Origin of the sequence: Pseudoalteromonas sp. NZS127 (genome assembly GCF_015864805.1) — a bacterium.
In the GTDB taxonomy this organism is placed as follows: domain Bacteria; phylum Pseudomonadota; class Gammaproteobacteria; order Enterobacterales; family Alteromonadaceae; genus Pseudoalteromonas; species Pseudoalteromonas nigrifaciens.
Map to the genome: position 1 here is coordinate 32,018 of NZ_JADYWN010000023.1, position 25,523 is coordinate 57,540.

Consider the following 25,523-nt stretch of genomic DNA (forward strand, 5'->3'; position numbering starts at 1 on the left):
ATGAAAAAGTTATTACCAGTAATCGCCGCTTTGGCGTTAGGTGCGTGTTCAAGTACAGAGAAAACGCAATCAGCACCGCTTGCTAAAAATGATTCAGTACCAAATTGGGTACTTCTACCTGTATCAGATAAAGGTTTAGCTTCTTCGTCATGTGTACCTTGGTCGGGCAGTATGTCTACAGACAGAGCGCAGGCAATTGCAGCAGCGCGTGCAGATTTATCGCAGCAAATACAAGTAAAAGCAAGTGTTATGGACCGTCTATATCAACGTAAAGCGCAAAGTAATGATGAGCTAAATGTAGGTGGTACATTTGAGCAAGTAAGTAAACAAGTTGCAGAGCAAAGTCTTGTTGGCGCTATACCTCAAGAAGTAGCATTTGCACGTTTAGATGGTAAAAAACAACTTTGTACCTTAGTAGTAATGAGCAACACACAAGATACCTTTAATAACCTAGTGGCTAAATCAGGTAAACGTTTAGATCCCGGTTCACGCGAAGCGCTTTACGAAGAGTTCAAAGCGCAAAAAGCAATGAAAGACTTAGAAAAAGAACTCGATAATTTAAATAAGTAACTGCGACACCTAATTTTTAATTTAATAGCGTAATTAGCTTTAATTAAATATACAGCCAGTTAGCTTTATTAAGGCTAGCTAGATAATAACTATGAGGGCTAGTAAGCGCTCATTTTTTGTGAAATAAAAATTTACTGACTATTTTAAAAAGGACTAAAAAATGAAAGATATTTTTTTCTTTGAATCTATGCTGACACCTAAAATCATTACTTTTGTATATTGGTTAATGTTACTAGGTGCTGTAATTTCTGGTGTAACCACTATGTTTGTGCAGTACGGTGGTGGTTTTTGGGCTGGGCTTGGTATTATTGTTGGTGGTGTAATTGGCGCTAGAATTTGGTGTGAACTACTTATCGTTTTATTCAAAATTCACGAGAATTTACAAAAAATAGCTAATAAATCAGAATAAAATTTTAACGTGTCACAGTAAGTTTCAGTTAGAAATAAAACCAGACACGTTATTTTATCCAAAAAACTCCGAGAAAACCCATTGATCGACACGAAGTGGCGTCGATGGGTAGTTCACTTTAACCACTTTGAGGTTCAAAAAGCCTAAAATACATTTGCAAACATAGTTTTAAGTAAATTATTTATAAAGAGGTTAAGGGGGGGGCGCTGCGCTTCTTATTCTTTGCTGTTACTAACTGTTAAGCTGTTGTTTTAACCAAGAAATAAACTCAGCTGCGGGCATAGGATAAGCCATATAATAGCCTTGCATACCGGTAATATTAAGTTGTGCGAGTGTTTTAGCTTGCTCTGCGGTTTCAACGCCTTCGGCAATAACATTAAAGCCAAGGTTGTGCGCAAGTGAGGTTATAGTACTTACAATGGCAGACCCTCTATTACCTTCATGTATTTTATCAATAAAGCTTTTATCTATTTTTAGCTCATCAACGGGGTAAGTGTGTATATAGGCTAACGATGAATAACCAGTGCCAAAATCATCAATCGAAAACCTAAACCCTTTAGCTTTGAGCTGCTGCATTTGTGCAATATTTTCAGCCATGTCATCCAGTAAAATGCTTTCGGTTATCTCCAGTTTAAATCTTGTAGGAGATATACCAAACGCATCTACAATACTAACAATATTGTTGTATAAGGAATGTGTTATAAATTGGCAGGCGCTAATATTAATAGCAACACAAAATGAATCATGAAGTTGCTGTGTTTGCTCTAGCGTTTTAATTAACATGCAGGCGTCAAACAATACAGTGCTTTGCAATTGATCAATCAGACCAGATTGTTCCGCAACAGGAATAAAGTAGTAGGGTGATATAATGCCTTTTATAGGGTGTATCCAGCGAATTAATGCCTCAGCGGCTATAATATTACCTTGGCAATCAAGTTGCGGCTGAAAGTAAGCCGCAAACTGCTTTTCTTTTATTGCAGTTATAATGTCGCTTTCTAGCTGTAAACGTAAGTCTAATTCGTGTTGCAGTGCCGGATCGTAAAACGCAAAACGATGGCCGCCAAATTTTTTGGCGCTATACATAGCTGTATCGGCCCGCTTTAATACATCGTTGCTTGTTGTGTCTGGGCCTTCAATAAAACTAATGCCAATACTGACGGTAATTTTATAACTACAGTTGTTTATTTTAAATGGGTTTTTGAAGCAGTCGAGTATTTGCTTGGCACACACTATTGCCTGGCTTTGTGCATTGTTTTTATTACTACTTAGGTGCTTAGGTAAAATTACAAATTCATCGCCACCAATTCGCGCAATAATACCTGCATTTTTAATAACGGTTTTTAACCGCATAGCAACTTCTAGTAAAACCTCGTCACCGATAACATGGCCTAATGAATCATTAATGCGCTTAAAGTCATTTAAATCTAAAAATAATAGAGTGCCAAATGAAAGCTGCTTTTTAGATTCGCTGATCATCAATTCAAGCGTGTCAGTTAGCATGCGGCGATTAGGCAATGTGGTTAATGGGTCGTAAAATACCAACTCTTTAACTTGCTCTTCAGCAAGTTTACGCTCGGTAATGTCGCGTATCATCCATAAAACATGTTTTTTATTTGGCTCATCAAGTAGGTAGTTATTAATAATTGACGTTCTAGCTTCAAAAATATGTCGGTTACCCATACAGTTAAGTTCGTACTCGTACAGTTGTACTTGCTCTGTTTTCAGTGTTTTAGTAATGATAGAGATTACTTTATTAGGATCACCTAATGGTAGCGAACTTATGCGTTGCTCATTACTTAAGCTATTACATTGCAACTCGTTGCTAGCACCATAACTTTCAATATACCGCGCTTGTTCATCAAAAATGATTCCTAAATCGGGGATCACCTCAATAAATGCTTTTAATTTATCGTTAGAACGTTGTAGCTCTAAACTAAGTGCTTTTTCTCTTGCGACAGAGCGCGCTTTTTCTATTGCTAGGCCCGATAAATGAGTAAAGCGTTCAATAAGCTTTAAATCTAATGCGGTTGGTGCGTTTGGATGGGTGTAATAAACGGCAAAACTACCGAGCACTTTGTTGTCTGAGGAAAAAATAGGAGTAGACCAACACGCTTGCAAACCATGTGCTAATGCAATAGTTTTATAATTAGCCCAAAGTGGGCTAGTAGCTATGTTACTAACAATAACTTGTTGCTCTGTGTACACTGCAGTGCCACATGAGCCTACATTATCTCCAATTGTAACACCGTCTATTGCTTGGCAATATTCAGGGGGAAGTTTAGGCGCAGCACCGTGGCGAAGTTGGTTGCCCTCTAGAGTTAAAATCGAGCTTTTAGCATTTTTAGAGTCAATAATTGCTTCAATTTGCTCGCAGATATTATGCAGGCACAGGTGTATATCTACACCCAATGCGATCTGCTCTATAATCTGTTGTTGGGCTGCAAATAATGCTGAATGTTGTGCTGGAGTCACTCAGAAAAGTTCCTAAATAATAGTTAATGTGTCTGAGCGCATAGCGTTAATAAAAACGAGAAATTTATTTTATATTAATTAAGCAGCACCTTATTGATATTGTAAACATTATCTAATTTAACTCAATACTAGAGTCGAATAAAATTTAAACTCTTTTCGTTTTTACTTTTAACTGGTTGTTATCATTTGTTATATATAACAACAATGCTAATTGTTATAAGTGGTGCTTAGTGCCTAAGGTGACTTCAGCGAAGTGCTTTTTTAAAATATCAAGTAACGCATAAGTCTTTGCAGCAATAAAATCTCGTTTTGGCGTTACTGCATACACTAAATAGCCATTATTTATTGTAGTTAGGCATAAATTTTATTGCAGTAAATGCAGCCAGTATTAAAGTTTGTTTAAAAAAGCTGAAATATTATAAAATGCGGTTGGCTTTTACGCTTGAGTCGCTTATTCTAGCCACATATATGTAGCTGCTTAGTTTACACTTAAATGTTATTACTGCTTGCTACTACTCTATAATCGCACTTAATCTGCAAAGGTAACACCTCGTTTGAACCACCTAGACAACCATAACCAAGTTAATAAAATAAACGTTATTAGCGCCTTTTATTTAGCAGAAAATCTGTGAAAATTCCTAAACGCCTACAACCGCTAGTTGATGATGGTTTAATTGATGACGTACTCAGCAGGCTTATGAGCGGTAAAGAAGCCGATGTTTTTGTAGTGCAGTGTGGCGATCATATTCGCTGCGCTAAAGTTTATAAAGAAGCCAGTAAACGTAGTTTTAAAAAAGCCGCACAATATCAAGAAGGCCGTAAAGTTCGTGGTGGGCGCCAAGCGCGTGCTATGGGTAAACGCTCAAGTTATGGTCGCCAATTAGAAGAAGAGATTTGGCAAAATGCCGAAGTTGATGCGCTATCACGTTTAGCGAGTGCCGGTGTACGTGTACCCGACACCTACGGCTGTATTGATGGTGTGTTGCTAATGGAGCTTGTGTGCGATGACAGCGGCGACGTTGCACCGCAGTTAGGTAATGTAGCTCTTAGTGAAGAAGAGGCGATTAGGCAGCATAGCTTAATGATGCATTACATTAAATTAATGTTGTGTGCGGGTATCATCCACGGCGACTTATCAGAATTTAATGTGTTGGTTGACAGCAAAGGCCCGGTAATTATTGACTTACCGCAAGCGGTTAATGCTGCAGCGAATAATAGCGCCGAAGCAATGTTTGCTCGCGATGTTAATAATATGCGCCGTTATTACGGCGAATATGCCCCAGCTTTATTGCAAACTCAATACGCCAAAGAAATGTGGGCATTGTTTTCTGAGGCTAACTTAACGGCTAACTCCACTTTAACAGGTGAATTTGAAGATAACAGCGAAGCCGCTGATGTTGATGCAATACTTGAAGAAATTGAAGCCGCTCGTGAAGAAGAGCTGGAGCGCTTAGACCGTATTCGAGACGTTGACGAAGATGCTTAAACTTAATTAAATTAAGCTGATGTCTAGCGTTTAGTAGCTAGACATCAAACCGTTGCAGTTAAATTCAATAAAACAAAGGTTAACTTAATCGCGGCCTGAGCCTGTATAAAGCAAAATGTTTTTTTGTTTTAACGCTTTCCCTTTCACCTTGAGTAATTTAGCAGTTATTTCACTCCTATTCCCTGCGCTTTAAAGTACTGCTGTATTTCATTTGTATGTGGTTTAAATGCACGCCAGCGGCCAATAGCTTTGTTGTTGAGCGGTTGACGAACCTGCACTTTACTGGCGGTAGAAACCGGCGCTGTATTTAAATGAAAATCAATACACTGCGGTTGCCACGCTAACTCACAAAACTTAACTAAATCTTTAATTTGCACTTCGGGCTGCGCTACTAACTCCTCGTACTGAACTAATTTTATTGTATTTTTATGCAAACTTTGAAAATGCTGCATGAGTTTATAAAAACGGCTATAAAATTTAGCGGTATCAAGTAAATCTAACGAATAAGCGTAATAAGGGTTATTAATACTAAATAGTTGGCGATAGTTACCAATACAGGTGTCCATTGGGTCGCGCAGCAGGCAAATTATTTTTGCATTAGGTAATGCTTTGGTTATTAAATCAATATAAAAAAAGTTAAAGGGGAGTTTATCAATAAAGTGTTTACTATTACCTGTAACTACACGGGTAGCATTTAAGTAATGAGTGCCAAGTTGCTCAAAGTTAATTTGATAGGCGCTACTCAAGGTTTGGTTATCAAGCACGTGCGGCGAGGTGGTTTTGCTTATTTTTTTAACACACAAGCCAAAGTCTTGCAGCTCCCCTGCTGATTGCACGTCGCTGTGGCTTGATAAAATACGCTCTACTAAGGTGGTGCCAGAGCGCGGCATACCTAAAACAAAAATAGGCTCGTTGCTTGGGTTACCTGAGGCGTTTGGCTTGTTATGTTCAAGGCTTAATTTTTTAATATGTGCAAATAAAGCCGCTGATCCCTCGTTATCAAATGGGCTGTTTTTAAGTTTATCGGCTTTACCTTGTTGCAGTGCTAAAAAGGCATCCGAAAATGCGCCAATATCTTGATATTCTTTTGCTAGAGCATGGCCAATATGTAGTTTTGCATCGGGGTGAGTAACCTGTTCAGCAACCGTTTTTAAGCGTTCAATATGGTTAGTTTGCGCACTTGCCTTAGTTAAATCGCTCAATGCAAAGTGGCTTTGGTGGTGTAATGGTTTTAGAGTAATAGCATTTTCAAACGCATTTTGAGCTTGCTCAAAAAGGCCTAAAAACTTAGCGCAAACACCAAAGTTATAAAAGAACTGTGCTTGCGGAGTTTGTTTGTTATTTGCCAGTGTTAACGCGTATTCAAAGTAATTTATCGCTTGTTCGTGTAAACCCGCTTGTGTGAGTGCAACGCCTAAAGTGTCTGCATCCAGCGCTTTGGTTATTTTGCTAAGTGCAACACTTAATGCGGTTGCTTTGGCTTTTTGTAGTTGCCCTGTAAGTGCGTAACATTTTGCCAGTTGCGCTGTGTATTCAACATTTTCTTGCAAACCTTGCGCTTTTTCAATCAGCTGAATGGCTTTGTAGATTTGCCCCACTTGTAGGTTTACCATAGCTAGTAAAAAATAGCCGTCTGCAAAGTCTGGTTTTTGGGTAACAAGTTCAACTAAAGCTTTATGCGCTTGTTGCACATCACCTTGGTTTAAGTAATTTATGGCACTTTGATGTAACTGTTTTAGGCTAGGGGGCATAGTTATAGTTAGCTCGTATAAATAAAAAGGCTCAAATAAATTTGAGCCTTTTTGACATAGATTAAGTACAGTTTAAATGTAATTTAAATTATATTTCAAACTTGTAGTTAAATTTAATGCCTACCGTAAGAGGGCGGTTAATGTAATGGCCATAGTTACGTTGTATTTCTGCGCCATTAGCACTTGTAATATCGGCATCTGAGCGACGTACCGATGTAACAGCATATTTATTAAACATATTATCAACATACAATGTAGTTGACCACGCATCTGCTGTTAACTTAGCTGAAATATTACTTAAGCTGTAACCTGGTAGTACTTCACCGTTATCACGTAAACCAACTTTGGAAATAACGTCACTTTGCGCAGTTAAGCCGTAGTTTATATCTAATGTTTTGTCGTTAAACACGTCAGTTTGGTAATTAATACCTAATGAAAACTGATGCTCTGGCGAACCAGGTAGGCGATCGCCATCTGCAGCGCCATCACTCCCGTCAGCGTTAAACAAAAATGGTGCATCTGATGTTAGCTCAGCTTTAGTGTAAGCGTATGTTGCGTAGGCGCTAAATGAGTCTGATAAAATAGCGCGAGTAGCAATTTCAATGCCTTTTGCGTTAGCACTGCCAGCGTTTGAAAGGTAAGGCAGTTGCCCCACTGCGGTTGCCCCAGTAATTTGTGCATTGTCCCAATCTACGTTAAAGAGTGCAGCGTTAAAGTGTAACTGACTTCTAAACCATGTACTTTTAAAGCCAAGCTCGTAATTGGTCGTTATATCGGCATCAAATAGCATTTCATCTGGTTTACCACAGCCTGTTTGTTGATCCTCAGGAAGTAGATCAGGGCACGGAACCAAGCCATTTGAACCACCAATTCTAAAGCCTTCACTTACCGTTACATAGCCCATTACGGTGTCATTAAATTGATACTTAGCGTTAAATTTTAATAAATTACCGTTATCACTTGCTGCATTTTCTTCAAAGTTAATAGCGATATCGTTAGGGCCTCTCTCACCTTTCAAAGTGTCGTCCAGCGGAAAGTCAAAAGCAGCTTTAGACTTTACATCGTATTCGTAAAAACGCACACCAAGCGTTATATCTAGTTTGTCGGTTACTTGATAACCCACTTCACCAAAAAGAGCTGACTCTGTTACTTTGCTGCTCGTTATTTCTAGGTACTCTAGTGCATCAGGTCTAAGTTGAGTTGCGCCAAAGTTATCAACCGCAAACTGATCAAAGCCTGGTGTAAATTCTCTGCTTGAAGCATCTGTGTCTTTTTTATTATAAAAACCACCTACTATCCAACTCAAATCGCTATCACTTTGTGATACTAAACGCAGCTCTTGGGTAAAGGTGTCTACTTCATCAGTTTCGCGGGTAAATGTTGAAAATGCTGGAAATTCTTCGTAGCCATAATCAAGACGGATCAGTAAATCGGTTTGGTCGCGTTGACCTTCGGCTTCAAAGCTTGATATACCGGTAGCCGATACTAACTCTGCAAAGCCTAAGTCTGCTTTGAGTTCTAGGCTAAGTAATTGATCTTCTTTCACGCGTGGCTCTTCGTAACGATACGCTGACTCGTACTTACCAATTATATCGCTTAAGCCATTGTTTGCATTTAAGCTGTTGCTATGAACAATTGAACGACCTTCGCTGTCCTGTTTTTGATAAAAATAGTTAAGCGTACCTTCAAAAGACTCACTCGCTTTATAACGAACTGATATACGCCCTGTAGTGGTGGTTTCGCCGTTGGCATCTTTTACTTGTTTAAGGTTGTTGTTAACGGCATCAGTATTGCTCCAATCAGGATCGCTAAGCGATACTCCCGGCTCACGAACAACATAATTGTAATCTACAAAACCCGGATCTTTATATAGGTTTAAGCTAGTACGTATAGCAAGTTTATCTTCAATAATTGGTAAGTTGAAAATAAAGCCGCCTTCACCGCCTACTGAGTCACTTTCTTGGGTTTGGAAAACATCACCGTAAACTTCGCCTGAGGTAAAATCAAGCTCTGGCGCTTTTAGCATGTAACGAATGGCGCCGCCTAATGTACCTGCGCCATATAATGTACCTTGTGGCCCAATAAGTACTTCTACGCGCTCAATATCAACGAGGCGCATATCAACACTTACCGGAATTTCGTTGATATAAGTTGCTACAGTGCCGCCATCTGACGCTGGACCCGATGAGTTAGTATTTAAACCACGTACAATAATAGGTGAACCTTCGCGGCCACCTTGATCAGTAATTGTTAAACCAGGAACCCAGCGTGCTACATCGGCAAGTTCACTAATGTTTTGATCTTTCATTACATCAGCGTCAAGCGCGGTTATATTAAGTGGTGCTGCTTGTACAGAGCCGCTGCGTCGTGTTGCCGTAACCTCTATAACTTCAAGTGATTTGTTTTTTGTAACCACTTGTTCTTGAGCTGAAGCGGTATTAGAGAATAAAACCACACTTGAAAGTGTGCTTGAAATAGCCAAGGTTAACAGGCTTGGTTTAAACATAAAAAGTGATCCTAGTGCAATTAGTTATAATGAGTAAGTAAGGGTTTTAGTTTATCAGGGTGGAATACATCTGGGAATAAAAATATGAATTATAATTCACTTTTATAGAATAAATATTATACCCAAGTTTATTTAGATTAATAAATAACCACTAGCAACAATTACTTGCTTAAAAAGCATTCAGTAAGCTCTTGCTGCTTAGTTGTTAAAAGCTAAACAGTAGTAAAATTTTATAACAAGATGTGAGTAGCGAGTGACATTACACGGATGAGCAAAACCGTTATGCATTTAAATGCAAGCTGAGGGTTAAAGTAACAAGCAGAAATGAGACAAAAAATATGGCCGTTTTCATTAAAAAATTAAAGTCACTAGGGGGTAGGGCGTATTTATCTTTTGAGGTTGAATTTACAGCAGTGCGTTTGTTTTTTAGGCTAGGCAGAGCCTATGTAATGTGGTTATTCCCCAGAAGCAGGCGGTAACGACGCATAAATGCCAAACATGTGCTGCCCGAAGGCTTCTATCTAGGGGGAAGTAACTTTTCCTGCATGGATGTAAGCCAGTAAAATAAAGCCGGGGCAGTTATTGAGCCCATTAGATAACAAATTTCGCGCCGGGATTAAATTGCCTCTAAATTGAACAAATTTTAATCCCTAAGGTTAATACGCCCTAATCGCTTAATGAGGATAGTTTAACTGCTGCTTTGTGGTTTTGAAGTTGAACTGCCAACAGAGGCAATAATTACCAGTAATATTGCCAGCCACTGCCAAATAGACAATAGTTCGCCTAATATGAGTAATCCGGCTAATGCTGCAATTGCGGGCTCTAAACTCATCATAATACTAAAGCCTTGCGACGACATATTACGCAAAGTGATCATTTCTAGGGTATACGGCAGGGCGCTTGAGAGTACTGCAATAGCAATACCTAACGGAATAATATCCCAACTGAATGAAGAGGCTTGCAAAATTCCGCCATAGGGCACAAGTACAATGGCCGAAATAGTCATACCCATAGCCACAGTTGCACCACCAGAGCCTTGATTACCGGTTTTTTTACCAAAAAGAATATAACCTGCCCAACATGCACCAGCGGCAAGCGCCAATATAACGCCAACCGGATCTAGGCTTTCTTGGCCTTTCATATCAGGCAGTAATAATAAAATGCCCGCAATAGCACAGCCTACCCAAAATAGATCACGCTTACGGCGCGATGAAAATAATGCAACTGCTAATGGGCCGGTAAATTCAAGTGCAACGCCAATACCCAGTGGAATACGCTCTATGGCGTAATAAAACAAAATGTTCATACCGCCGAGGCTCAGGCCGTAAATTAAAATAGGAAATCGTTGGCCTGCGGCAGGTAAGTGTTTCCACGGTTTAAAAATCAGGCATAAAATAGTGGCAGAAAAACCTAAACGCAGTGCAGTAGTCCCTTCAGGGCCTACAATAGGAAAGAGTTGCTTGGCAAGCGACGCACCAGATTGGATAGTTACCATAGCGAGCAATATACAAAAAACAGCGAGTAAGAGTTCTTTCGTAGATGAATGCATTATTTTCCTTGTATATCACTATTAAATTTGGCGCATTCTACCTGTTTTTGATACTCGAGGTAAACTTATTCGATAAACAACATATTAAGCAACTTACGCTTTGTTATTGTTAAAGAAAACATATGTTGTTGCGACTGTTAAGCTCGTTGCTTCACAAGCTAAAAAGTAGTTAAAAACGTATGAGTGTTAGCTATTAAACTAACACTCATATTATAAAGCGGCTAATAGGCACTATAGCAAAGGTTTAATTTGTCTCAAACGCTTTATCGTTTGGGTATACAACACCTAATTGCGCGCGAGCGGTATCAAGTACATGCATTACATCAACACTAAGCTGGTGTGTATTAATATCCGATTGCGGCGCTTTTTGTGTCACCATTTGCATAAAATGATCAACTTCATATTTCATAAAATGCTCGTCAAAAGGCTGCGAAAGTAGTTCACGTTCACCGTTGTTAGCAATAAACTCTACTTTTTTGAGTTGCGACACTGCTTCAATCCGAATGCGGCCAAGTTCGCCTTGTATTTCGGTAATATTATCGCCTTGCGATATTTTTGAGTAGCTGATCACCGCTTGTTTATCGTGATAATTTAAGAGTACATCGCCTGCGCCATCTACACCTGTATCAAGGAGTACACCACTTGCGTGTACACTATTTGGTGCGCCCCACAGTGCTATTAATAAATACAGCGGATAAATGCCTAAATCAACCAAAGCACCATTAGCAAATTGAGGTAAAAAGGTATTTGGGCGCTCGCCATTTTTATATTTATCGTAGCGCGACGAATATTGACTATATTGTCCAATAAACTTACGCGGCGTACCAATTTTTAGCATGGCCTGTTGCAACAGTGCAAAGTTGGGTAAATGCGTGGTCATCATGGCTTCCATGTATAAGCATTGATGCTTTTTAGCGGTTGCTATAATAGCGGCTAGTTCGGCACTATTGGCCGCTGCTGGTTTTTCTCCCAGTACATGTTTAGCTGCTGCTAAGCATTGCACTGCATATAACTGATGTAAGCTATTTGGTGCAGCAATATAAACGGCATCTACGTGCTCGTCTTGGCAAACTTGCTCTATTGAAGTAAATATTTTTGCTTGAGTATTTTTTGGGTGTTTAGCTAAAAAGGCTTCGCCGCTCGTTGTTGCGCGCGAGCACACACCATATAAATTAAAATCGATTAAGGTGTTGGCTGCTTTTAATAAGGTATCGCTAATAAAATTAGTACCGACAATAACAAAGTTCATACTCAACTCTATAAATTCATAAAAAGTGATACGCAGTTTAACAATTATTTGTTCTAAATGCGCGAGGAGAACAGCCAAACCAGCGTTTAACACTGGTGCTTAATGTGGCTTGTTCTTGATAACCCAATAATTCTGATATGGTTGATATAGTAAGTTGCCCTTGTGTTAGGTAGTGCTGTGCAAGTGCACGGCGCGTGGCATCTTTGAGTTTTACAAAGCTGGTATTATGCTTAGCTAGTTTGCGATGCAAAGTACGTGGATGCATATTAAGCGCCGCAGCAATCGTGTGATTAGAGCACTGATAAATAGGCAGCATGGGGCGCATTAACGCGCTTACTTGAATGGGTAATGGGCTGTTGTATTGACTATTTTTAGCTAAAAAGTTTCGTGCAGCCTCTACGTTTGTCAGCTCCCCTTGTTCAAGTGCTATGCTTAAGTCTTGTTTCGCAATCACAATACCCGCGCTGTTACGGTGCTCTATTACTTTACAGTCAAAATAGCTGTTATAAGCATACTTACTGGTGGTGAGCTTTTGTGGTAAAAAAACTGTGATAGGTTTGCATTGGTTATTACTAAGCTTTTTAATCGCTCCCATTGCTAAGCCAATCGTTAGTTCGGTAACTTGGTTAATGTTAGGTAGCGGGTTGAGGTTAATTTCGAACGATAAAAATAAGCTTTTATCGTCCTCTAATGGATGAGCCGTAAGCCGAAGAGCAGGGCTGTGCAAATGTAAGTATTTAACCACCCAATCGAGTGCATCACTTAAATAGGTACCGCTTTTAGCGGCAATAGAAATATAACCCAAAATATCAAAACTTTGTCGGCTGGCGAGCTTTAAGCCAAAGCTGGGGCAATTAAATTGTTGTGCGCAGTATTCTAATAATGCTGCATAGCAACGATAGCTTACATATTGGTTTTCGAGCTGAGTAAAATCAACGTTAATATTACACGCTTGCATAATGGCAGTTACATTTGCGCCAAATTCTAAAATTAGCGTATCAATACCTTGTAAAGACGTGGCTCTTATTAAGCTGCTCATAGTTAACCTTTGCTGTTGAGTGTCTAAAAATATCAAGTTTTTATGTTTTTATCTATGCAATATTATGGTTATGGGCAATTTGTGAAAATTATAAAAGGCATGCTATGAATACAACATTTGACTACATTGTAGTAGGCGCGGGCAGTGCAGGGTGTGTTATTGCCTCGCGGCTATCAGAAAATGCCAATGTAAGTGTGTGCTTAATTGAAGCAGGCTCTAGCGATAATACTGCTTTTGTACAAATGCCTGCAGGGGTTGCTGCAAGTGTGCCTTATGGTATTAATAGCTGGCATTACAATACAGTAGCGCAAAAAGAGCTGAATAATCGCTGTGGTTTTATGCCACGAGGTAAGGTATTGGGTGGCTCAAGCTCTATTAATGCCATGGTGTATATTAGAGGCAATAAATACGATTACGATCAGTGGGCGGCCAATGGCAATAGTGGCTGGGATTATGACAGTTTATTACCCTACTTTATAAAAGCCGAAAACAATAAAACATTTACCAATAGTGAGTTACATGGCACACAAGGGCCACTTCACGTACAAGAATTGAATGAGTCAAGCCCAGTAAATCAATGTTTTTTAAATGCCTGCGTTGAGCAAGGGGTGAGTTTAAATAACGATATAAATGCAACCGAGCAGCAAGGTGCTAGGCTTTCACAGGTTACGCAACATAATGGAGAGCGTTGCAGCGCAGCTAAAGCGTACTTAACTCCTCATTTAAAACGTGCAAACTTAACCGTATTAACCAATAGCCATGTAAATAAAGTAATAATAAACAATAATATGGCGCAAGGTGTACAAATTGAACGTAATAAACAGGTGGTTAATTTATACGCCAATAACGAAGTGATCCTCAGTGCCGGGGCAATTAATTCGCCGCAACTATTAATGCTTTCAGGAGTTGGCCCCAGCAACCATTTACACGCACATAATATTAAGGTGATAGTACCATTAGAAGGGGTGGGGGCTAACTTACACGACCACCTTACAGTGGTGCCTTTGTATAGAGCAAAAACCAGTAAAGGCACGTTTGGCTTGAGTATCCCAGGGGCTGCTAGGGTGTTAAAAGGCTGTATAGATTGGTTTAGTAAGCGCCAAGGGTGCTTAACTACTAACTTTGCAGAGTCGCATGCATTTATTAAGTTATTTGATGACTCCCCTGCGCCAGACGTACAGCTAGAGTTTGTGCTGGGTTTAGTGGATGATCACAGCCGAAAATTACACACCGGCCATGGTTACAGTATTCATAGTAGTATTATGCGCCCTAAAAGCCGCGGTGCTGTTAAGTTAGCCGATAGTGATCCGCGCAGCGCGCCGCTAATCGATCCTAATTATTTAAGCCATCCCGACGATATAAAAGTGATGTTACAGGGCCTTAAAAAAACACTACAAATAATGCAAAGCAGTGCATTTGATGCCATTCGTGGTGACATGGTTTACCCGCTTGATATAAATAACGATGAGCAATTGATTGAATTTATTCGTCAAACGGCCGATACCGAATACCATCCAGTAGGCACCTGTAAAATGGGTAATGATCCACTTGCAGTGGTTGACAATGAGCTGCGAGTTTACGCTATACAAGGGCTACGTGTAGTAGACGCCTCAATTATGCCCAGCATAATAACCGGTAACACCAATGCTGCGGTTATTGCTATTGCTGAAAAAGCGGCCGATTTAATTAAGCAGGCTAATCCTTAAATTAAGCGTTAAGCATAAAAGGCATTAAGCCATTGTTGCCAGTCGTGTTCTAGGCGCAGCATTTGCTGATGCTTTTTGGCATTTAAGTGTTTGTTTTCGTCCTCGGTTGCCATATAAGGGCCAACACGACAAAGTGGGCAGTGATTTGGGGTTAAATAATGCGGCAAAGTAAGATGACAGCTTAACTCGCTATGCTGTTTTGGGCTAAATACATAGGTAATACCGCTGGTGTCTTTTACGTGTTTATCACGGTCAACATTGCGAATTTTATAACCAGCAAAGCGGCTAATATCAAACGGCATTTGCCCTAAATACTCAGCGTTTAAATGTGCATTTAAACTGCCTTCTATATTCCACTCCCGATAAGGCTTTACGTCTTTTGAAGTGATATAGCACAGCATTGGGCCATTGGGGTTAAGCGCATACTCGTTAGCGTATTTTATAAATTGGTGCAGTAAAGCACGATTAAATACGTTCATACTGGTTTGTTGAGTATTGTTTTCAAACGCTTCGCGGCCCACAAAGGCAGGAACAAGCGGAAATTGAAAAATAACCACATCAAAGCTATGTAAGTTAACGTTTAGGTTTTGCCAGCAATGGGGTTTTGTAACATCAAAGCTATTAAGTACGGTTACTTTATTGGTTTTTAAAGTGCTTAGTGCATTGTCTTGGTATTTATGCTCAATAGTGGCTGCGTCATCAAACGTAGAGGCAACCAATAAGCTCGGCTTTAGGTGCTGATGCAGCGCGTTAGAAAACGATAAATCGCCATCGCCCACAGTGAGTATTTTCCATTTGGGATTTAGGTACATAAGTTATTTAAGCTGGACTCTGGTTAAGAGATTTACTAACGTATTGAATCATATTTATATTTAATTTTCTCTAGCCAGAGGTTTTCAGTGAAAACAAGGCGAATTTACGCGTCAATAGCTGGCCTATTGCAAGTAAATTCAACGCAGTTAGCGCTGAAAATAGCTGCTTGAGATCAGGTTATTTAGTATTTTTATCGCTATTTGCAATGATAACGTCGGCGTTATTATTTAGCGCTTGTTGCTCATATAAACGCAGCATGGCTAAACGTGTTTTTAACCCTTCAATGGCCACTTGCTTAAGTATAAGGTTAAAGGTAATTAAAATTGCGAACATAATATGAATAGGGCCATGGGTAAAGCCAGCGTCTATGTCGTAAATAGATAAGCCAAACAAAACAAATAATACCACCATAAGTATTTCAATGAGTTGATTAGAATAAAAGCTCAGACGGCCTTCACTTTTATGATCTTTTTTTATACTAATGGCACAAAAAAATGGAATAACTTTAATTTTAAATACCGCTTTTTTTTCTACGTAGTTTTCGCCAAGCGTATTAAGTTGCTGGCGCAATTGGTCAATCATGGTGTGCCCTTAAGCGCAATAGTTTAAATTAGTTAGGGTAAATGCTCATACCAATAGTAAATATATGGCATACAAACACGACAGAGGTAAGTACAAAACGCATTTTTTGATAATCTTTATGGTAACTTTGCCATTGCGGTGAGGCTTTTTCAAAAATAAGCACCAACCAAAAGCTTACCGCTAACCACGCAAGCGCCCATTCAACTGGTAAAAATGATAAAAACGGTACAGGTATAACTACAATAACTGCTTTTATAGCATTACTGTAACTTTGCTCACCAGCGCGCCATAAGTTACCCGCCATAAAGGCTAAAATAGCAATGCTGTAAAAAGTAAAAAACTCTAAGTTTACACTGTTACTGCCAAACATTAGTGGCCAACCAACACAGCCTAAAAATGGGAGCAAGCCCAAGTAGCCTAGTTGTATGTGGTTAATAAATTTTTCCATAACAGCACGCCTCGTTTATATGGTGAGTATTTAGCGCGGCTATTGTAACAGTATTACTAATAGCTACCTTAAAAAATTGCGTATAAAAGTAATTTGCCAAACCACCATCTTAAAAACTGATTGAATCAATCTAAACAATCAATTTTATTTAAATCTTCATTAGTCTTATAGTATTAATCAAGCCAACGCAGAAGGTCGTTTAAAACGATAGCGTTGATTACTTTTTAAATACATTAAACATAAATGAGGAAATACCATGAGCACTTCATTAATCAACACAAAATTACAACCATTCAATGCAACCGCTTACCACAACGGCGACTTTGTAGAATTATCTGAAAAAGACGTACTTGGTAAATGGTCTATTTTCTTCTTTTACCCAGCTGATTTCACTTTTGTATGTCCAACTGAACTTGGCGACATGGCAGATTATTACGCACAATTACAAGAAATGGGCGTAGAAGTTTATTCAGTATCTACCGATACTCATTTTACTCACAAAGCATGGCACGACACGTCAGACACAATAGGTAAAATTACTTACCCTATGATTGGCGACCCAACAGGGCGTATTACACGTAGCTTTGGTGTAATGATTGAAGAAGAAGGCTTAGCACTTCGCGGAACATTTGTAATGAACCCAGAAGGCGAAATTAAAATTATCGAAACTCACGATTTAGGTATTGGCCGTAGCGCTAAAGAACTCGTTCGTAAAGTACAAGCAGCACAATACATTGCAACGCACGACGGTGAAGTTTGCCCTGCATCTTGGCAGCCAGGTGAAGACACACTTGCACCTTCACTAGACCTAGTTGGTAAAATCTAAGTACTCGATTTACCAAGTAAGGGCAGGTAACTGCCCTTAAATCAACGAACATCCGTTTGTTGGTGCCTCCTATATCAATATACTTGTTTAAGCACATGCATTATTTGGCATGGGAGGCTTGCTGTTTAAATTTTCCTAAAAGGGTTAAGCCATGTTAGATAACAACATAAAAAATCAATTAAAAAGCCATTTTGAATCGCTTACTCAACCTGTTGAGCTGCTTATCGCCTTGGACGACAGCAAAAAATCAACAGAAGTAGCAAGCTTAGCAAACGATTTAGCCTCACTAAGCGATAAATTTACGGTAATAAACAACCCAGACACAAGCGCGCGTCGTCCGTCAATGGTTGTACATTCACCTATTAAAAACACCCATATTACCTTTGCGGGTGTACCTATGGGCCACGAATTCACTAGTTTAGTGTTAGCGCTGTTGCACACTGGCGGACATGCCAGTAAAGCAAAAGCCGAGGACATTGAACAAATAAAGTCGCTCGACCAAGCGCTTAATTTTGAAGTGTATATAAGCTTAAGTTGTCAAACCTGCCCACAAGTAGTGCAGGCTTTAAATACAATGGCAGCAACTAATAATAAAATTAAAGCCACCATGATAGATGGCGCGTTATTTCAAGGCGAAGTAGAAGAGCGCAACATTTTAGCTGTACCGGCTGTTTATTTAAATGGCGAACCATTTAGCCAAGGTGCACTAAGCTTAACCGACATACTCAATAAAGTAGATAGCAAAGGTGCACAGCGCCAAGCTGAGTCGTTAAGTAAAAAAGAAAAGTTTGACGTGTTAGTTATTGGTGGTGGGCCTGCGGGTGCATCGGCTGCTATTTACTCAGCACGAAAAGGGTTAAACACCGGTATTGTTGCAGATAGATTTGGCGGACAAGTAGCCGATACTTTAGCAATCGAAAACTTTATTTCGATTAAAGCCACCGAAGGGCCAAAACTGGTAGCACAACTAGAAGAGCACGTTAAAGAATACGATGTAGATGTAATGCATAATCAACGCGCAGCTAAGCTTAGTCGCAATAATAATGGTTACGAAATTACTCTAGAAAACGGCGCGGTACTGAGTGCCAAGTCGCTGGTACTGGCAACAGGCGCACGCTGGCGCGAAATGAACGTGACTGGCGAGCAACAATATCGTGGCCACGGTGTGGCATATTGCCCACATTGCGATGGGCCCTTATTTAAAGGCAAACCGGTTGCGGTAATTGGTGGCGGTAATTCAGGTATAGAAGCCGCGATTGATTTAGCCAATATTGTAGAACATGTAACGGTACTTGAATTTGCCGATACATTACGTGCCGACGAAGTACTTATTCGCAAAGCTAGCAGTATGGCTAATATTACTATTATTAAAAGTGCACAAACAACCGAAGTACTCGGCGATGGCAAAAAAGTAACCGGTTTAACTTACACCGACCGCGTAAGTGGCGACAGTAAGCAACTCACTCTTGCGGGCATATTTGTACAAATTGGTTTAATACCAAATACAGAATGGCTAAAAGACAGCGAGCTTGAACTGAGCAAATTTGGTGAGATTTTAATTGATGCCAAAGGCGCAACATCACTCCCAGGCGTTTATGGCGCGGGGGATGCAACCAATACGCCATTTAAGCAAATAATAATTGCTATGGGCAGTGGTGCAACAGCCAGTTTAGGTGCGTTTGATTACTTAATTCGCCACAGCGATGAAACAGAGCAAGCTTAATTTAGTTAATCTGCATCAGGTTAGTTAAAAAACGTCTCTTGATATAACAGCAAAAATACACCCATAGCTGTTTGTTCACCCAAGCCGCCCTTCTCCAAAGGCGGCTTTTTTTAATATTTAATTTAGGGGTTAAATAAACACTGATTATTTTTGTTTTTTTAACATGCAGCGTTTATAAGCTGTATGTTACTTAACCCTGGTAATGCCGACTATTATACACACAGCTCCACCGATCATACCGGCCCATGCTTCTATTGGCGTGTCGCCACTTAGCGCGCGGCTAACTTGTGAGCCAGCTGCTTCATAAACATCATACCCCCAAATAGCCAACGCAACGCCAATAATAATAAGCACAATACCAATCACTTTGTTATTCATAATAGATCCTTACTTTTTAGAGTGTTAGTTAAATATACTAGGGTTTGTTGATCTTTCAAGGTTAAATTTGCAGCAGTCTGTTTGGTAATTAGGCAAGGCAGAGCCTACGTGGTGTGGTTATTCCACATAAATTGGCAATAACGCAGCATTAATGCCAAACAGGCGCTGCCCGAAGGGTTCTGCCTTGGGGCAATTAACTCTTTGTTGCTCGATTTTTACTTAGCCCACTAGGTTACAAACCTCGCGCCGCGATTAAATTGTCCCTAGTTTGAACAAATATTAACCCGCAAAGGTCAACAGACCCTAATTTAATAATAGTAAATAAGCTAACGCAATTTATGATTATTTAATAGGTTGAATTTGGTGTGTACTCTGGATTTATATCGCCGCCTACTTCCTCAGGATCTACATCGTTAATAAGGAGTGTTTCGCGCACGGCTTCAATATGATCAAGTACGGTTTGATAACGCTCGCCGTACTCGTATTTAGTCACCTCGATTGCTTTAGGCATGTAGGTAAATGCTATTTTAAGTGCGTGGAGTGCTTCTTGATTTATTTTTTCGTTCATTATTTTCTCTCTTAAATATGTTTTAAACGTAAGCTATGGTTAATAAAATAACACCAAATACAATGCGGTAAATACCAAAACTTACAAAAGTAAAGTTTTCTAAAAAGCGGATAAATAATTTAATTGTAAAATAGGCCACTATAAAAGAGGTAACAAAACCTACAGCAAGGGCGGTTAAATCGTCAAAAGTAAATAAGTCATAATGCTTTAGCAAATCATACCCAGACGCTGCAGCAAGTACAGGTAAACCAAGTAAAAATGAAAATTCAGCACTGGCTTTGCGGTTTAAGCCACACAACATAGCACCTACAATAGAGCTACCCGCACGGCTTGTACCAGGAATAAGTGCAAATACTTGGGCTATACCAATCCATATTGCTTGCTTATAAGTCACTTGAGTAACATCGGTAGTGGTGCAGTTTTGTTCTTTATAATTGCGCTCTAGCAGTAAAAAAATCACGCCACCAACAATAAACATTACTCCCACAACAGGTACGTTAAATAGTGCTTTTATTACGTCACTAAAAATGAAAGCAATAATGCCTAACGGAATAAATGCGATGGCTACTTTTATCCATAAGTTAAGATGTTTTGGAGTGAACTTATCTTTATAGTTGGCTAGTACCGCTAAAATGGCGGCTAATTGAATAATTACGCCGAATGCTTGATTAGTAGCCGTTGCTTCTATACCCAACCATTGCGCTGCTACAATAATATGCCCGGTTGACGAAATAGGTAAAAACTCAGTAATACCTTCAATAATACCTAAAATAATTGCGTTAAAAATGTCCACGTTCAATGTGTTCCTAAATACTTAATAAAAAATACAATGGGAGTTGCTAATGCTCATAATATTTCATGAGAAACAATACATAACTCACTTATCAAAATTCCGCCATAGGATAAGAGCTTATTAACAATATCTAAAGTGTTTTAATGTTTATTTAAAATAAAGGGCAGTAATTTTAAATAATACAAAGTTAGTTTTGAATTAAGCTAAAAATGCTTTTGCGGCGTCTACACCCATTTGGTAGCCAGTGTTAAGGGTTGCAAGCTTTTTAGTGGTACGGCCCACTTTAAAATTAACTGGTGGCGCTATAATATTTACCCGGCAATCAGCGGGTGGGTTATTAATAAAATCAATACTGTGGTTATAAACATCGGCTCTGGTGAGGGTTGTGTTAATAAGTGCCGGGTAGTTTTTATATATTTGTTTAGTTAACCATGGTGCTTTACTTGGCCTTTTACGATAACCCAAAGGCTGAGATAAAATAACGGTTATTTCACGTGCACCCATTTCATACGCTTTTATAACGGGAATAGAGTCGGCTACGCCGCCATCGGTCATGGCTATATTATTAATTATTGGATAGTCGCGATACGCAATAGGAATAGCACAAGACGCTTTTAATTGCTCGACCATATCGGTGCTGGTGGCTTTTAAGTAATGGGCTTTACCCGATTCGATAGCCGTAGTAACAATATAAAAGTCTGCCGGGTTTTGCGCAAACACTTCGGTGTTTAGCCGTATTTCACGAATGGTTTCTTGCCATAGCCAGTCTAAATCAAATAAATGGCCACCCTTTATAAAGCGCGCAAGATTAATAAACTCAGGACGACATGAATAGTCGGTGATCACTTTGTAATTGCGCATTGGTTGCTTGCATAAATAGGCGGCTACATTTGTAGCCCCTGCAGATACGCCAAAATAACGTGCAAATGGTTGATAGTTTTGTTTTAAAAACTCATCAAGTACACCGGCTGCAAAAATACCGCGCATTGCCCCCCCTTCAACAACCAAAGTGTGTTTATGTTGATTTGTCATAACGATATATTCCTTACATCATTTTTTAATGCTATCAACTTAGTTAGCAAAGTGCGAGGGAGGAGGTAGGCGATTATTTATTATAAATACTCAACAAAATAAACGGGCAGTGTTTAATTGCCCGTTTATTGTTATTTTAACGGTTTAGAAAAATATAATTGCTGTAGGTTTTTAAATGCTTTGAACCCACATTACACCAACTTCTTTTTTAGTTACTTTAACTTGCGTACCGGCGCTAATGGGCTGTTTGCTTTTAAGTTGCCAGCTAATGCCAGAATACTGATGAGTACTTAACCCTTCAATAGTCACATCTTGGTTAAGTACAAAAGTCAGCTCTGCAAAGTCGCTATTAACTGGTTTACGCTCAACATTATTTTGCATCCGCTTTAGGGGCTTCCAAAGCAATATAGAAATTGCAGCTGTTATTAGAGTATTACTCCAAAGCGCAGTGGTCATAGAGTCGGCTAATATTCCCATACTCATGAGCAGCCCGGTTATAAATAACGATAAGCCAAAAAATAACAATATAAAGGTAGAGAGCCCCAATACGGCTACTTCTATGATCAGCGCAAGAACCCCAAGTACCATTAAGGTTTGTGGTAAATTTTGGGTAATAAATTCCATACCGACTCCTTTATTTAGTTATTAGCCTTGACGCTTTTTATTTAAGCTATTAATAATGGCCATACCTTGTGCAACCATTGAGCTTGCATCGGTGGCATTATCAGGAAGCAATACAATTGATGACTCTCTGGCAATGGCTTCTTTTGCAGCTATTGCTTTAGTTGCTAAATCAAGTTGGATTGCTTTTTGGCCTTGCTCTGTATCGGCAGCTTCACCCACTTTACGCAGGGCTTCGGCTTGTGCTTCGGCAACTGCAATAATTGCTTTAGCTTCACCTTCTGCGCGTAAAATTTGTTCTGCCTTTTCACCTTCAGCACCTAATACCTGTGCTTGTTTACGCCCTTCGGCCACATTGATATTGGCTTGACGGTCACCTTCAGATTCAAGTATTTGTGCGCGTTTAACTCGCTCTGCTTTCATCTGTGCTTCCATCGCTTCCATTACAGATTGTGGTGGCACAATATCTTTTATTTCGTAACGTAATACTTGAATGCCCCAAGGCTCTGCCGCTTGGTTGATAGAAGTTACAATATTAGTGTTCAGTACGTCACGCTCTTCAAAAGTTTTATCTAATTCCATTTTACCAAGCTCAGAACGCATGGTTGTTTGCGAAAGCTGAGTTACAGCAAATATGTAATCATCAACGCCGTAGGTTGCTTTATATGGGTCAAGCACACGGAAATACAAAACACCATCTACAGTAAGCGAAATATTATCTTTAGTGATTGCCGACTGTGAAGGCACGTCTTGTGCTTGTTCTTTTAAACTGCGATCTGCAGCAATACGATCAATAAATGGGATGATAAAGTTTAGACCTGCTTCTTTAGTTGATTGATACTTACCAAAGCGTTCTATTAACCAAGCGCGGTTTTGTGGTACAAATTTGACACTACTTTTTAGCAGTACTAAAACAAAAATGAGTAAAAATGCTTCAACGGTAAATATTGTATTGAGCACTTGTGCAATCGGGTCCATGTAAATATTCCTTCTAATAATAAAGAGTTAACAAGTTGAATTGTTAGTGTTGTTTATAATTTCAACGTTGCTAGAGTAACATTACTGATGTGGTTTCACTATAAAATAGTCAGGGTCTGTTGATCTTTCAAGGTTAAATTTACAGCAGTGTGTTTGGTATTTAGGCAAGGCAGAGCCTATGTGGTGTGGTTATTCCCCATAAATAGGCGATAACGTAGCATCAATGCCAAACATGCGCTGCCCGAAGGGTTCTGCCTAGGGGCGATTGACTCTTTGTNCCCGAAGGGTTCTGCCTAGGGGCGATTGACTCTTTGTTACTCGGTTTTCACTTAGCCCACTAGGTTACAAACCTCGCGCCGTGATTAAATCGCCCCTAGTTTGAACAAATTTTAATCCGCAAGGGTCAACAGACCCTAGTAAGGTGATATTCAATTACTTTCAAAAAACTGACAAATTTTATTACGGCCCGTTTCTTTAGCTTCATATAAGGCTGCATCAGCATTATTAATAATTGTTTCGGGGCGGGTGTTTTTAGTTGGATATGTGCTATAAAAGCCCACGCTAAGTGTGAGTGTTTTTGCAACACTAGAGTCGCTATGTACTATGTTTAGCAGCGCTATTTTTTGTTGTAATAATAATGCAAATTGATGGCACTCTGCTGCGTTAAGCGAAGGCAAAATAATTGCAAATTCTTCCCCACCATAACGCGCAGCTAAATCACCTTCGCGCCTGCAAAGTTTATTTAGTGTTTTAGCAACTTGCTTAAGTGCGTCATCGCCTTTTTGGTGGCCATAATTGTCGTTATAGCGTTTAAAAAAGTCTATATCGCACATAATTAAGCTAAGTGAATGCTTATTACGAGCACAACGTTGTATTTCACTTTTAAGTGTTTCATCAAAACAGCGGCGATTGGCAATATTAGTTAAACCATCGGTATTAACTAATAAACTTAATTTTTGATTAGCAGTAATAAGTTGTTGCTGGGCTAGTTGCAGCTTTTTTTTGTAATCTATATTTTTTAATGCGTTGGCAATTATTTCGCCCACTAATTTTATTCTGATCAGATCAATGTGTGTCCATGCGCGCTTAAAATTAACACAGTCACAGCCTATAAAACCAATAAGCTCTTTATCAAAAAGGAGCCCTATGCATAAAACAGATTGTATTTTTTGTATCTGAAACTCAACTTTTTCAGCGTTTGCTGCTTGAGGTAATTTTAAAACATCGTTTACCTGAAACAAATGCGTAGCGTTCATTACTTCAAAAAAGTAGGGTAGCTCGGTTTTTGGCACATTTTGTAATCTTTGTTTGAAAGGTTCAATGCCTTCATTCACCCATTCGTGGGTGTTAGTAATGGTTTCGTTGTCGGTATTAAATTCAAATAAATAACTACGATCGGCAGCAAATGCAGTGCCAATGGCTTTTAACGCAAAATTAATATGCAAATCTATATCATCATTTTGTATGTCGATTAAGTCTGTTGATATTTCAGAAATAACCCGATCAAAATTATAGAGCTCAATTACATCGCTTTTTAAAGGCTCTAAACACAACATAGAAGCAGAATCAGATAATTGGGTAAGGGCGATATTTAACGGTATGCTTTGTTGTTGTTTTTTTAGCTGTATATTAGTGCTAGTTTTTGAATCGAATAATGACTCAATAGCAATATGTTTATTATTATGCACGCTCAGGAGGGTGACAGCATTAAATGCAGTGCTATCTAAATTGTCGCAATGCTTTAAATCAAATAAAATTTGCGCCGCAGTATTAACACAATAAGTATTATTTTTATTGTCGTATAATAAAATAGCTAAACTGAGTTTATTTAAAACCTGCCACAATTTTAGTATTGAGTCATCACTCACTTGTTTCTCCAAGCTAAACATTAAACGTTATTATTTTGTAACTATTCAGCCTCATCTGAAATGAATATATCAGGCAGCTGATTTTTGAATAATAACTCAAGGGCTAGGCTTGCAGATACATATTGTTTTCTGCAAGTCGATAAATAGCTTCTCAGC

At 39.2% G+C, this 25,523-nt stretch carries 22 protein-coding genes; 6 read left to right on the plus strand and 16 right to left on the minus strand.

All coding sequences use genetic code 11. The features are described 5' to 3' along the window. Together I6E78_RS16220 and I6E78_RS16225 are read left to right on the plus strand one after the other, a co-directional pair. The gene (locus I6E78_RS16220; RefSeq protein ID WP_086994601.1) at positions 1–570 is read left to right on the plus strand and encodes a hypothetical protein; all 570 of its coding nucleotides are present in this window, start codon (positions 1–3) and stop codon (positions 568–570) included. A gap of 160 nt (positions 571–730) precedes the next feature. Further along, on the plus strand, positions 731–979 hold the full coding sequence (locus I6E78_RS16225; RefSeq protein ID WP_011329879.1) for a DUF4282 domain-containing protein: 249 nt from the start codon (positions 731–733) through the stop codon (positions 977–979). A 231-nt stretch (positions 980–1,210) separates the two neighbouring features. On the opposite strand, the gene I6E78_RS16230 is transcribed toward I6E78_RS16225, so the two are convergent. Further along, positions 1,211–3,451: an EAL domain-containing protein gene (locus I6E78_RS16230; protein ID WP_197182904.1), complete on the minus strand. Its 2,241-nt coding sequence runs from the start codon at positions 3,449–3,451 to the stop codon at positions 1,211–1,213. Positions 3,452–4,079: 628 nt separating this feature from the next. Between I6E78_RS16230 and I6E78_RS16235 the strand changes: the two genes are divergently transcribed. Next, positions 4,080–4,937, plus strand: coding sequence for a PA4780 family RIO1-like protein kinase (locus I6E78_RS16235; RefSeq protein ID WP_041454909.1), 858 nt, complete (start codon positions 4,080–4,082; stop codon positions 4,935–4,937). 164 nt (positions 4,938–5,101) lie between these two features. On the opposite strand, the gene I6E78_RS16240 is transcribed toward I6E78_RS16235, so the two are convergent. The 5 genes from I6E78_RS16240 to I6E78_RS16260 form a co-directional block, all read right to left on the minus strand. Continuing rightward, positions 5,102–6,688 (minus strand): tetratricopeptide repeat-containing sulfotransferase family protein, encoded by a 1,587-nt coding sequence (locus I6E78_RS16240; protein WP_197182905.1) that lies wholly within the window; start codon positions 6,686–6,688, stop codon positions 5,102–5,104. An 88-nt stretch (positions 6,689–6,776) separates the two neighbouring features. Further along, positions 6,777–9,194: a TonB-dependent receptor gene (locus I6E78_RS16245; RefSeq protein WP_197182906.1), complete on the minus strand. Its 2,418-nt coding sequence runs from the start codon at positions 9,192–9,194 to the stop codon at positions 6,777–6,779. Between the two features lie 688 nt (positions 9,195–9,882). Continuing rightward, the gene (locus I6E78_RS16250; protein WP_089369173.1) at positions 9,883–10,743 is read right to left on the minus strand and encodes an EamA family transporter; all 861 of its coding nucleotides are present in this window, start codon (positions 10,741–10,743) and stop codon (positions 9,883–9,885) included. A gap of 244 nt (positions 10,744–10,987) precedes the next feature. Then, positions 10,988–11,992: a Gfo/Idh/MocA family protein gene (locus I6E78_RS16255; RefSeq protein ID WP_197182907.1), complete on the minus strand. Its 1,005-nt coding sequence runs from the start codon at positions 11,990–11,992 to the stop codon at positions 10,988–10,990. 37 nt (positions 11,993–12,029) lie between these two features. Beyond that, positions 12,030–13,031, minus strand: a complete 1,002-nt coding sequence (locus I6E78_RS16260) for an AraC family transcriptional regulator (protein ID WP_086994573.1) — start codon at positions 13,029–13,031, stop codon at positions 12,030–12,032. 104 nt (positions 13,032–13,135) lie between these two features. Between I6E78_RS16260 and I6E78_RS16265 the strand changes: the two genes are divergently transcribed. Beyond that, positions 13,136–14,737: a GMC family oxidoreductase gene (locus I6E78_RS16265; RefSeq protein ID WP_197182908.1), complete on the plus strand. Its 1,602-nt coding sequence runs from the start codon at positions 13,136–13,138 to the stop codon at positions 14,735–14,737. A gap of 8 nt (positions 14,738–14,745) precedes the next feature. On the opposite strand, the gene I6E78_RS16270 is transcribed toward I6E78_RS16265, so the two are convergent. The 3 genes from I6E78_RS16270 to I6E78_RS16280 all read right to left on the minus strand — a co-directional run bounded on the left by I6E78_RS16270 (position 14,746) and on the right by I6E78_RS16280 (position 16,580). Next, the gene (locus tag I6E78_RS16270) at positions 14,746–15,549 is read right to left on the minus strand and encodes a class I SAM-dependent methyltransferase (protein ID WP_182683687.1); all 804 of its coding nucleotides are present in this window, start codon (positions 15,547–15,549) and stop codon (positions 14,746–14,748) included. Positions 15,550–15,727: 178 nt separating this feature from the next. After that, positions 15,728–16,132 (minus strand): hypothetical protein, encoded by a 405-nt coding sequence (locus I6E78_RS16275; protein ID WP_011329893.1) that lies wholly within the window; start codon positions 16,130–16,132, stop codon positions 15,728–15,730. Positions 16,133–16,160: 28 nt separating this feature from the next. Next, entirely contained in the window at positions 16,161–16,580 is a 420-nt protein-coding gene (locus tag I6E78_RS16280; protein WP_011329894.1) for a DUF3429 domain-containing protein, read from the minus strand. Between the two features lie 256 nt (positions 16,581–16,836). On the opposite strand from I6E78_RS16280, the gene ahpC reads away from it, so the two are divergent. Together ahpC and ahpF are read left to right on the plus strand one after the other, a co-directional pair. Beyond that, positions 16,837–17,406, plus strand: a complete 570-nt coding sequence (gene ahpC / locus I6E78_RS16285; RefSeq protein ID WP_011329895.1) for an alkyl hydroperoxide reductase subunit C — start codon at positions 16,837–16,839, stop codon at positions 17,404–17,406. A gap of 151 nt (positions 17,407–17,557) precedes the next feature. After that, complete coding sequence (gene ahpF / locus I6E78_RS16290; protein WP_011329896.1) at positions 17,558–19,129, plus strand: alkyl hydroperoxide reductase subunit F; 1,572 nt, start codon at positions 17,558–17,560, stop codon at positions 19,127–19,129. A 186-nt stretch (positions 19,130–19,315) separates the two neighbouring features. Here ahpF and I6E78_RS16295 read toward each other — a convergent pair whose 3' ends face one another. The 7 genes from I6E78_RS16295 to I6E78_RS16325 form a co-directional block, all read right to left on the minus strand. Continuing rightward, positions 19,316–19,507, minus strand: coding sequence for a DUF3185 family protein (locus I6E78_RS16295; protein ID WP_011329897.1), 192 nt, complete (start codon positions 19,505–19,507; stop codon positions 19,316–19,318). Positions 19,508–19,853: 346 nt separating this feature from the next. After that, positions 19,854–20,075, minus strand: coding sequence for a hypothetical protein (locus I6E78_RS16300; protein ID WP_011329898.1), 222 nt, complete (start codon positions 20,073–20,075; stop codon positions 19,854–19,856). A gap of 22 nt (positions 20,076–20,097) precedes the next feature. Further along, a complete protein-coding gene (locus tag I6E78_RS16305) occupies positions 20,098–20,868 on the minus strand; it encodes an undecaprenyl-diphosphate phosphatase (protein WP_011329899.1) in 771 nt (256 codons plus the stop codon). A gap of 198 nt (positions 20,869–21,066) precedes the next feature. Next, a complete protein-coding gene (locus I6E78_RS16310) occupies positions 21,067–21,900 on the minus strand; it encodes a patatin-like phospholipase family protein (RefSeq protein WP_179807811.1) in 834 nt (277 codons plus the stop codon). Between the two features lie 171 nt (positions 21,901–22,071). Then, on the minus strand, positions 22,072–22,524 hold the full coding sequence (locus I6E78_RS16315; protein ID WP_011329901.1) for an NfeD family protein: 453 nt from the start codon (positions 22,522–22,524) through the stop codon (positions 22,072–22,074). Positions 22,525–22,545: 21 nt separating this feature from the next. Next, the gene (locus tag I6E78_RS16320; protein WP_197182909.1) at positions 22,546–23,499 is read right to left on the minus strand and encodes a slipin family protein; all 954 of its coding nucleotides are present in this window, start codon (positions 23,497–23,499) and stop codon (positions 22,546–22,548) included. Positions 23,500–23,927: 428 nt separating this feature from the next. Then, positions 23,928–25,367: a diguanylate cyclase domain-containing protein gene (locus I6E78_RS16325; RefSeq protein WP_197182910.1), complete on the minus strand. Its 1,440-nt coding sequence runs from the start codon at positions 25,365–25,367 to the stop codon at positions 23,928–23,930. Positions 25,368–25,523 lie beyond the last annotated feature (156 nt).